Raw genomic sequence first — 9,694 nt, 5'->3', positions numbered from 1 at the left:
CCCTACTCAACTGTGCGGAGGTGGGACGACGAAATCGAATTCTAACGAATTACCGATTTCTGTCCCACTCTCTCTTTCTTTCGTAGCAAATACCAGCGATTTTATAGAAAATATGGCATACTAGACTTAGAAGAAAGCGAGGTAATCTCATGGAACAATTTTTAGAAGATATTAAAGATCTTGAAGTCACAACTGTCGCGCGTGCGCAAGAAGCGATCGATCAAAAAGAAACAGCAACCTTCTTTATCGGACGCAAGACTTGTCCTTACTGCCGGAAGTTCGCTGCTAAGTTGGCAACTGTCGTAGCTGAAACAAAAGCTCATATCTACTTCATCAATAGTGAAGAACCAAGTCAGCTAGACGCATTACAAGCCTTCCGCTCAACTTACGGCATCCCAACTGTCCCAGGATTTTTACATGTCGAAGCCGGTGAAGTCAGTGTTCGTTGCGACTCATCTATGTCTGAAGAAGAAATCAAAGCATTCGCTCATCTATAAAAAAATTGAGGCTGGGACAAAAGTCCTAGCCTCTCAATTGTTTTTGGATTGTCGAGCAAGACGCAGTGGTTGAGTGGGCTCTACTACGCTGATTTCATCAGCTTTTACAGCCCTACTCAACTGTGCGGAGGTGGGACGACGAAATTGAATTCTAACGAATTACCGATTTCTGTCCCACTCTCTATTTTCATTTTCCGTAAAAGTCGTCCAAATCTTTTGCTGGGGTTTAGCAAAAGGATAGTCCGAAAATTCTTCTGGTGTTAACCAAACAGTCGATTCACTTGCTGGCTGTTCTCCTTCTTTTACAAGGCCGAATCGGATCTGAACCTGCCATTTGCGATGCGAAAAGACATGCTGGACGATAGGATACGATCTGTCTTGCCAATCAATGGCCAAGTCATAGTCCTGTTCAAAGGAAAGAATTTCTGGGTTGACTTCTGCATGACCCTGCCCATCCAGTAGAGATAATTGGCCTAGGTTTTCAGACAGGCTATCCACTTCGATCAAAGGGAAATGCCAAAAACCTGATAAAAGCCCTTCTCGCTCATTTTTCTCCAGCAAGTAGCGCCCTTGACTATCCTTGATAATAAAGGCTGTGAGATAGACAGGTACAGGTTTCTTCTTAGGAGCCTTAATGGGATAACGATCCATGGTTCCATGTTGATAAGCCGCGCTAAACTCTTTTACAGGACTTTCTTCCGGCCGTGGATTGACTGGCGATTCAATATCGGATCCCAAATCCATCAAAGCCTGATTGAAATCACCAGGACGAACCGGATCGATCAAGATTACCATCATGGCTTGAAAAATCTTGCGATTGGTAGGAATTCCGATATCGTAGTCCACCTCAAACAAGCGGGCTAGAACACGCATGACATTGCCATCCACTGCTGGCTCTGGTAATCCAAAGGCAATACTAGCAATGGCGCCAGCTGTATAAGGCCCAATTCCCTTGAGTTTAGATATTTCCTCATAACTTGATGGAAACACTCCTCCGTGATTTTCCATTATCTGCTGGGCAGCTTTCTGCATATTGCGGACACGTGAGTAATACCCCAAGCCTTCCCAAGCTTTTAAGAGTTTTTCTTCAGGAGCTTGAGCCAAATCAGCGACCGTCGGAAACCAATCTAAAAAACGCTCATAATAAGGAATAACCGTATCGACACGTGTCTGCTGGAGCATAATTTCTGAGATCCAAATTTTATAAGGATCCTGGGTCCTTCTCCAGGGAAGATCCCGTTTATGGGCATCATACCAGGCTAATAACTTTTCTCGAAAAGAGGCGATTTTTCCCTCCTTCCACATGGTAATCCCGTAATCTTTTAAATCTAACATATTCCTAGTATACCACAGAATGAGTTAGAGTTTAGAAATTCTGATTTTATAAAGAAAAAAAGGCTGGGACAAAAGTCCTAGCCTCTCAATTGTTTTTGGATTGTCAAGCAAGACGCAGTGGTTGAGTGGGCTCTACTACGCTGATTTCATCAGCTTTTTCAGCCCTACTCAACTGTGCGGAGATGGGACGACGAAATCGAATTCTAACGAATTACCAATTTCTGTCCCACTCTCTAAATGTATTTCTTATTGCTCCACAGCTTGAGCAGCCGTAATCAAGGTTAATTTATAGACGTCATCTGCATTACATCCACGAGAGAGGTCATTGACTGGTTTGTTCAACCCTTGCAATACTGGACCTACCGCTGCAAAGCCACCAAGGCGTTCTGCCATCTTGTACCCAATGTTACCTGCCTCAATACCAGGGAAGATAAAGACATTGGCTTGACCTGCCACCTTGCTTCCTGGAGCCTTCAAGGCTGCAGTTGCAGGGACAAAGGCTGCGTCAAATTGCAATTCCCCGTCAATTTCAAGGTCTGGACGAAGTTCATGGGCAAGCTTAGTCGCTTCGACAACCTTATCAACACTTTCGCCGAAACCAGATCCTTTTGTTGAATAGCTCAACATAGCAATTTTTGGATCAATTCCAAACATCTTGGCTGTGATAGCTGAGTTGATGGCAATTTCGGCTAATCCTTCAGCATCTGGATTGATGTTGATGGCACAGTCCCCGAACAAGTAGCGTTCAGATCCACGAACCATAAGGAAAGCCCCTGAAGTCCGTTTTACATTTGGACGAGTTTTGATAATTTGTAAGGCCGGACGAACAGTTGCGGCTGTTGAGTGAATCGCACCAGAAACCATACCATCAACAATTCCCATGTGTACCAACATGACACCAAAATAGTTAACATCGTCTTTCAAGACTTGACGCGCTTCTTCTTCTGTCATTTTGCCCTTACGACGTTCTACCAAGGAAGCTACCATTTCTTCAAAACCTGGATAAGAATGAGGATCGATGACTTCATATCCATCCAAAACCCCTTCGATTTCAAGATAAATCCGAATTTTATCCGGATTACCAAGCAATACAGGGGTTACTTCTGTCTCGTTCACAATGCGTTTTGTCGCTTGGAGGATACGAGGTTCTTCACCTTCTGGTAATACAATACGTGCATTCTTACCAACGAGGTTGGCTTTGAGATTTTCGAAAACTTCCATTAGTTTTACTCCTTTTAATAATTAATAACTTGTTTGAAGCTGTGTTAATACAGCTTGGAAATCTGGAGGTAGTGGACTTTCTATGACCAATTCTTCCTCTAGAAATGGATGATAATAGGATAGACGATGACAATGAAGGGCTTGGCGCTCAATGCCGTCTTCTAAACTGCCGCCATAGAGATCATCTCCCAAGAGCGGAAAACCAATATGGGAAAAATGAACGCGGATCTGGTGGGTTCGACCTGTGTGTAACTGAATATCCACTAGGTGAATATCACCAAAAGATTGAACAACCTGGTAGCTAGTATGAGCATACTTGCCACCTTTAGCTACCTTGCGGGTGATAATTGAATCTTCATCACGCGCAATCGGAGCAATAATCTCTCCGACAGGATCAAGCTTCCCAGAACCCTTAACCAAGGCATAATAGCGTTTCTGAATCGTTTTAGACTGTAATTGCTTATCCAAGCGGGCATGGGCATAGCCATGTTTGGCAAAAAGCATGACGCCACTAGTATCCTTGTCCAGGCGAGTGACAATGTGAACCTGCTGGTTCTCGTAGCCCTGCTTCACATAGTAGCCTTTTACAAAATTGGCTAAGGTATTGGAATGAATCGCACTTGGAATAGAAGCAATCCCAAAGGGTTTGTTTAAGACCAAAAAATGATCATCTTCAAACAAAATATCCAAAGGCCGATCCATGGGTTTTAGGGTTTCGAACCCTTCTTCTGCTGGAATATCAATGACCAAGCGATCCCCAATATCCAACAAATAAATTGCATTCTCCGGACGTCCATTGACAAGGATCTGGCCACCACGAAACTTAATCTTTGCTAAGAGGCCCTTAGAAACCTCGTGCTTTTTCAGGAAGGTCTTGACCTTGACATGCTCATCGACAATGAATTCAAATCTCATTCTCTATCATCTCCGATAAAGGCATCCTTGACCCGATTCCAGAAGCTGGTGTGACTGGAACTTGCCACAAAATTAATCTTATGGTTGTCAATCTGATATTCTACCTTTGCAATATTGCGGTAAGAATAGGTTGAATTATCAACAGAGATAATGTGGAAGCCAGGTCTCGTCGGTGTAATCTCAATCTTATCCTTTTTAGGGACAATGACAGAAGAACCCAAGGTACGATAAACACGGTTGTTGAGACTGGCGATCTCAGCGATCTGTAGCGCCTCAATAGTCGGGTGAAGGACTGCTCCTCCTAAGGATTTGTTGTAAGCCGTACTTCCTGTCGGAGTCGAAACGGTAATCCCGTCTCCTCTGAAGCGCTCAAAATCCACTCCATTAATCGTGAGATCGGCAACCATGGTCCGGTCGCTTCTCTTAATCGTCGCTTCGTTCAAAGCTCTCATGGTACGGGTTTCCCCATTGTCGAAAGTAATCTTGACATTCAAAATAGGGTAAGAAACCTTAGCTCCTGTATCATATTTTAAATTCTCAACCAGCTTATCGATTTCACTGTCTAAGTAATCCGTATAGAATCCTAAGTGTCCGGTATGGACGCCAACAAATCGCACCCGATCCAACTGGTGTTCATACTTGTGAAAGGCCGATAGCAACATCCCATCGCCACCAATTGAAATCACAATATCCGGGTGCTTCTCCGTCAAAATAAAATTATTTTTCCGAAGCTTATAGCGCAATTGCTGAAAAACCTCTTCACTTTGACGCTTGCGATTGCGAATAATGGATACTTTTTTACCTGTAGTCTTCATCTGTGTCATCACTATTTCCAACGCCATCATTTAACTTACGATGAAGTGGATCAAACAGGGCTTGAGCCTCCTGAATCGCATCCCGAATTGCCCCCATCTCTTCATCCAAGAGATAGGCCAGGTTTGCTGTCGTCTCTAAGCGTTTTTTGATCTCGTCTGGAAAGTCTCCTTTATATTTATAATTGAGCGAGTGTTCAATGGTTGCCCAAAAATTCATGGACAAGGTCCGAATTTGAATCTCTGCTAAGATCGTTTCATTTCCATCAATAGTATCGACCGGATACTCGACCACGACGTGGTAACTCCGGTAGCCACTTGATTTCTTGTGGCGGATGTAGTCTCGCTCTTGGACCACGCGCATATCCTGCCGTTGTCTCAGAACCTCTAGGATTTCTTCGACGTCATCTACGAACTGGACCATGATACGAAGACCAGCAATATCTTGCATATCCTGAGCCAAATTTTCTTCAGAAATATTTCTTCGGATCATCTTTTCGCGGATACTCTCAATCGGCTTAACACGACCTGTGACAAACTCGATTGGAGAATGCTTTTGTTGCTTACGATATTGCTTACGAATCCCACGCAGTTTGATTTTTAATTCCCCAACTGCTTGGATATACGGATCTAAGAAGTTTTCCCAATCAATTGCCATCCTACCACCTTGTAATCTGAACCATTTTTGTATACAATAAACACATCTCTTATTATATCATGAATCGCTTTCGAAAAAAAGCAAAGGACTACAAAATGAACCATTTAGAAATTGAATACAAAACCTTGCTAGACAAGGAGGAATACCAATCCCTCCTTCCACTTTTTGATGATACAGAATTGGTTGTCCAAACCAATCACTATATCGATACCCCCGACCAGCTCATCCGTAAGGAAAAAATGGCCTTGCGGGTGCGTACTTTCACAGATCAAGCTGAGTTGACTCTCAAAGTCCCTGAGGCAGTTGGCCATTTCGAGTACAATCAAAACCTCAGCCCAGAAGAAACCGAGGCGATCTTTCAACACCAACAGTTTCCTGACGGAGAAATCAAAAACCTCTTAATCTCTAAAGAAATCTCTGTTGAGCAACTCGCTGTCTGGGGAAGCCTTACAACAGAACGATTCGAAAAAGAAACAGCTGCAGGATTGGTGGCACTAGACCACAGTCTCTATCTAGACACTGAAGATTATGAATTAGAAATCGAGGTCGAAACCGCTGAGCAGGAAGAAAATTTCCATCAGTTCATCAAAGAGCATGGAATCGTCTACAAAGCTGCAAAAAATAAAATCGCAAGATTGGCGGAAAGATTGTAAAATAGCTGAAATTATCGCAAATTTTTGCTAAAATAGTGCTAAGATCAAAAATCTAAATGAGGTTGGAATCACATGTCAGATAAAAAAAATATGAAGCTCTTCTCTCTCAATTCAAATCCAGAGATTGCGCAAAAAATCGCGGATCATGCTGGGGTTCCACTTGGGAAAATTTCATCCCGTCAATTCTCAGATGGTGAAATCCAAGTCAATATTGAGGAAAGTGTTCGTGGATATGATATTTATATCATTCAATCAACCAGTTTCCCTGTCAACAATCACTTGATGGAACTGTTAATTATGGTAGATGCTTGCCAACGGGCCAGCGCAAATACTGTCAATGTGGTCATGCCTTACTTCGGTTATGCTCGCCAAGACCGGACTGCTGCTCCTCGTGAACCAATCACTGCTAAACTCGTCGCAAACATGTTGGTCAAAGCTGGGGTGGATCGTGTCGTCACACTGGATCTCCATGCAGTGCAGGTTCAAGGTTTCTTCGATATTGCCGTGGATAACCTCTTTACCATTCCACTTTTTGCAGAGCACTACATCAACAAAGGTCTAACTGGTCCTGATGTCGTCGTCGTCAGTCCTAAAAATTCAGGTGTCAAACGGGCTCGTAGTTTAGCTGAATATCTTGATGCACCGATTGCGATCATTGATTACGAGCAAGATGATGCAAACCGTGATTATGGCTATATTATCGGGGATGTCAAAGATAAGAAAGCGATCTTGATTGACGATATCCTCAATACTGGTAAGACATTCTCAGAAGCTGCGAAAATCGTCGAACGCGAAGGTGCTACTGAAATTTATGCTGTATCAAGCCATGGTTTATTTGTAAAAGGAGCTGTTGAATTATTAGACCAAGCTCCGATCAAAGAAATCTTAGTAACCGATTCTGTTGCTCCAAATGGACCAACACCAAAAAATATTAACTATCTGACAGCTAGCGAACTGATCGCTGAAGCTATTGTTCGCATTCAAGAAAGAAAACCTGTTAGTCCTCTATTTGCCTACCATAAGAAATAAGGTCTTAATGTGATATATTTTGATAATGCCGCAACAACTCCCCTTCTACCTGAAGTCATTGATAAAATGTCTGAAACTATGAAGACCACTTTTGGAAATCCATCGAGCCTTCATGCTCATGGACGGATGGCTAGTAAACTTCTCCGAGAATCTCGCGAGCAAATTGCTCAGTCTCTCCATACTCTTCCAAATCGTATTTTCTTCACTTCAGGTGGATCAGAAAGTAATAATACCGTTATAAAAGGCTACTGCTTGAAACACCAAGCAGATGGCAAACACATCATTACGACCGCTTTGGAACACCATGCGGTTCTTGAACCCATCGAATATCTTGTAGAACGTTTCGGATTTGAAGTTACGATCGTCCAACCAAGAGATGGACGCATTAAGGCTAGTGATATCAAGGCGGCTCTTAGACCGGATACCATTCTTGTCTCTACCATGTTTGCCAATAACGAGACAGGCGATCTTCTTCCGATTAAAGAAATCGGAGAACTCTTAAAAGATCATCCAGCTGCCTTTCACGTTGATGCTGTCCAAGCAATCGGAAAGGTCCCTGTCTATCCTGAAGAGTTGGGAATTGATTTTCTCAGTGCTTCTGCCCACAAATTCCATGGACCAAAGGGCGTCGGTTTCCTTTATGCAACCTCCCCAGATTTTGATAATCTTTTACATGGTGGGGATCAGGAAAGTAAGATGAGAGCCAGTACGGAAAATCTCATTTCTATTGTCGGGATGGCAACCGCGCTTCAGCAAGCTACACTTCATCAAGAAGAAAATTTCAACCAGGTTCAAAAACTTGGCCAAGAACTAGTTAATGGTTTAACAGACTACGACTACTACGTAAATGCGAATGACGATCATCTTCCATTTGTTTGGAATCTTGGCTTTCCGGGTGTCCAAAATGACGTTTTATTGATGCGACTCGATCTTGCTGGAATTTCTGTCTCTACAGGTTCTGCTTGTACCGCTGGTACAGTTCAACCCAGCCATGTCCTTGAGGCACTCTATGGAAAAGATAGCTCACGCCTAAAAGAATCCCTTCGAATTAGTTTTTCAGAACTCAATACCGTAGAGGAGGTTCAAGACTTCCTCTCAAAACTTAAAGAAATTTTATCATAGGAGAACAATATGGCTTTTGAAACAAGTGTTTCATTGAAAGACTGCAAATATACCTATAGTCTACACCCAAATGTTAAAAAATATACCTTACGTGACAATACATTCGCTGTTACAAAGGTTGGAAATTACGAGTTAAATCGTTTGCTCGAAGCCGTTCCAAATAGCGGCGAAGGCTTCCTACTTAAAATCATTTTTAATAAAGATTTGACAGGTTTTAAGATCAATATTACAGACAAGTCTGGACTTCGCCTGGTTAATATCTTTAAAAATCCAGAAAATGACATTATCCAACAAAAATTCTATTTCTTAATGGATAGTCTTGTCGAAAGAGAAATTTTCAACAAAACAGAGGCCTAATATGGTAACCCTAACTTATATCGATGCTTACCAAGTAGAACGAACGACTACTTATCCTGACCTTGCAGCCTGTATCCTAGCTTTTTCAGGCTGTGTAACCTTGCCTGACTCTTACTCAATCGTATCCATTGAATACAAGGGGGAAAAGCTACCCTATACAGGACGAGTCGATGGACTCTATGCTTTTTTGAAAAAGGTAGAACAAGCTGAAAACTAAGCTGATGCTGATGGAACTCTCCCATCGTCATCAGCTTTTTCTTTAGACAAAAATATTTTTGAAAAACCACTCTAGATAGTTGATTTTTTCACAATCTTCCTATACAATAAGAGGGAAAGGTTGTGATATTGTGAAACATGATAAAAATACTCCAATTCCACGCGCAACAGCAAAACGCTTATCGCTCTACTACCGCATTTTTAAACGCTTTAACTCTGAAAAAATAGAGCGCGCCAATTCCAAGCAAATTGCTGATGCAATTGGGATTGACTCTGCTACTGTTCGACGAGATTTCTCATATTTTGGTGAATTAGGAAGACGTGGATTTGGTTATGACGTAAAAAAACTGATGAACTTCTTTGCCGATCTCTTAAATGACAATGCCATTACCAATGTCGCTATTGTGGGGATCGGAAATATGGGAAGTGCGCTCCTCAACTATCGCTTCCATGAACGCAATAAGATGAAAATTGTCATGGCTTTTGATGTAGATGATCATGAACTGATTAATACCAAAAGTAAGGATGGGATCCCCATTTATGGGATTTCTACGATCAAAGAGAATCTCAAAAAAGAAGGCATTCAAACAGCAATTTTAACTGTCCCAAGTATTAAAGCGCAGGAAGTTGCTAGTCTTTTAGTAGATGCCGGTGTCAAAGGAATTCTAAGCTTTTCTCCGGTCCATCTGACAGTTCCTAAAGACGTTGTTGTCCAATATGTCGATCTCACTAGTGAATTGCAAACACTCCTTTATTTCATGCGAAAAAACGAAGAATAAAGATTTATACATTAACAAGAAAAGAGGCTGGGACAAAAATCCTAGCCTCTCAATTATTTTTGGATTGTCGAGCAAGACGCAGTGGTTGAGTGGGCTCTAC

12 protein-coding genes are annotated in these 9,694 nt (G+C 42.1%); 7 read left to right on the top strand and 5 right to left on the bottom strand.

The window, feature by feature from the left end:
- The first annotated feature begins 149 nt into the window (after nt 1–149).
- Complete coding sequence (locus NFR56_RS09475; RefSeq protein ID WP_070661389.1) at nt 150–497, top strand: DUF6568 family protein; 348 nt, start codon at nt 150–152, stop codon at nt 495–497.
- 159 nt (nt 498–656) lie between these two features.
- Here the strand turns inward: NFR56_RS09475 and mutY are convergent, their stop codons facing one another.
- The 5 genes from mutY to yjbM form a co-directional block, all read right to left on the bottom strand.
- Nucleotides 657–1,832, bottom strand: coding sequence for an A/G-specific adenine glycosylase (mutY, locus tag NFR56_RS09470; RefSeq protein ID WP_134974473.1), 1,176 nt, complete (start codon nt 1,830–1,832; stop codon nt 657–659).
- Between the two features lie 246 nt (nt 1,833–2,078).
- The gene (gene pta / locus NFR56_RS09465; RefSeq protein WP_021153149.1) at nt 2,079–3,053 is read right to left on the bottom strand and encodes a phosphate acetyltransferase; all 975 of its coding nucleotides are present in this window, start codon (nt 3,051–3,053) and stop codon (nt 2,079–2,081) included.
- A 21-nt stretch (nt 3,054–3,074) separates the two neighbouring features.
- On the bottom strand, nt 3,075–3,968 hold the full coding sequence (locus NFR56_RS09460; RefSeq protein ID WP_003007192.1) for an RluA family pseudouridine synthase: 894 nt from the start codon (nt 3,966–3,968) through the stop codon (nt 3,075–3,077).
- On the bottom strand, nt 3,965–4,783 hold the full coding sequence (locus tag NFR56_RS09455; protein WP_282184817.1) for an NAD kinase: 819 nt from the start codon (nt 4,781–4,783) through the stop codon (nt 3,965–3,967). The genes NFR56_RS09460 and NFR56_RS09455 overlap by 4 nt, the downstream gene beginning before the upstream one ends.
- A complete protein-coding gene (gene yjbM, locus NFR56_RS09450) occupies nt 4,767–5,438 on the bottom strand; it encodes a GTP diphosphokinase (protein ID WP_023918039.1) in 672 nt (223 codons plus the stop codon). Before yjbM ends, NFR56_RS09455 begins: the two co-directional genes overlap by 17 nt.
- A gap of 95 nt (nt 5,439–5,533) precedes the next feature.
- On the opposite strand from yjbM, the gene NFR56_RS09445 reads away from it, so the two are divergent.
- The 6 genes from NFR56_RS09445 (at nt 5,534) to NFR56_RS09420 (ending at nt 9,594) form a co-directional block, all read left to right on the top strand.
- Nucleotides 5,534–6,091 (top strand): CYTH domain-containing protein, encoded by a 558-nt coding sequence (locus tag NFR56_RS09445; protein WP_134974475.1) that lies wholly within the window; start codon nt 5,534–5,536, stop codon nt 6,089–6,091.
- 72 nt (nt 6,092–6,163) lie between these two features.
- The gene (locus NFR56_RS09440) at nt 6,164–7,120 is read left to right on the top strand and encodes a ribose-phosphate diphosphokinase (protein WP_003007186.1); all 957 of its coding nucleotides are present in this window, start codon (nt 6,164–6,166) and stop codon (nt 7,118–7,120) included.
- Nucleotides 7,121–7,129: 9 nt separating this feature from the next.
- Entirely contained in the window at nt 7,130–8,242 is a 1,113-nt protein-coding gene (locus NFR56_RS09435; protein ID WP_070594555.1) for a cysteine desulfurase family protein, read from the top strand.
- Nucleotides 8,243–8,251: 9 nt separating this feature from the next.
- Nucleotides 8,252–8,599: a DUF1831 domain-containing protein gene (locus NFR56_RS09430; protein WP_009730974.1), complete on the top strand. Its 348-nt coding sequence runs from the start codon at nt 8,252–8,254 to the stop codon at nt 8,597–8,599.
- 1 nt (nt 8,600) lies between these two features.
- On the top strand, nt 8,601–8,816 hold the full coding sequence (locus NFR56_RS09425; RefSeq protein WP_049490891.1) for a DUF4649 family protein: 216 nt from the start codon (nt 8,601–8,603) through the stop codon (nt 8,814–8,816).
- Nucleotides 8,817–8,946: 130 nt separating this feature from the next.
- Nucleotides 8,947–9,594, top strand: a complete 648-nt coding sequence (locus tag NFR56_RS09420; protein ID WP_049474902.1) for a redox-sensing transcriptional repressor Rex — start codon at nt 8,947–8,949, stop codon at nt 9,592–9,594.
- The last annotated feature ends 100 nt before the right edge of the window (nt 9,595–9,694 follow it).

It is taken from the genome of Streptococcus caecimuris (assembly GCF_943193075.1).
In the GTDB taxonomy this organism is placed as follows: Bacteria; Bacillota; Bacilli; order Lactobacillales; family Streptococcaceae; genus Streptococcus; species Streptococcus caecimuris.
The sequence above is the reverse complement of the archived record's forward strand: the minus strand, read 5'-3'. Positions and strand labels throughout refer to the sequence as shown.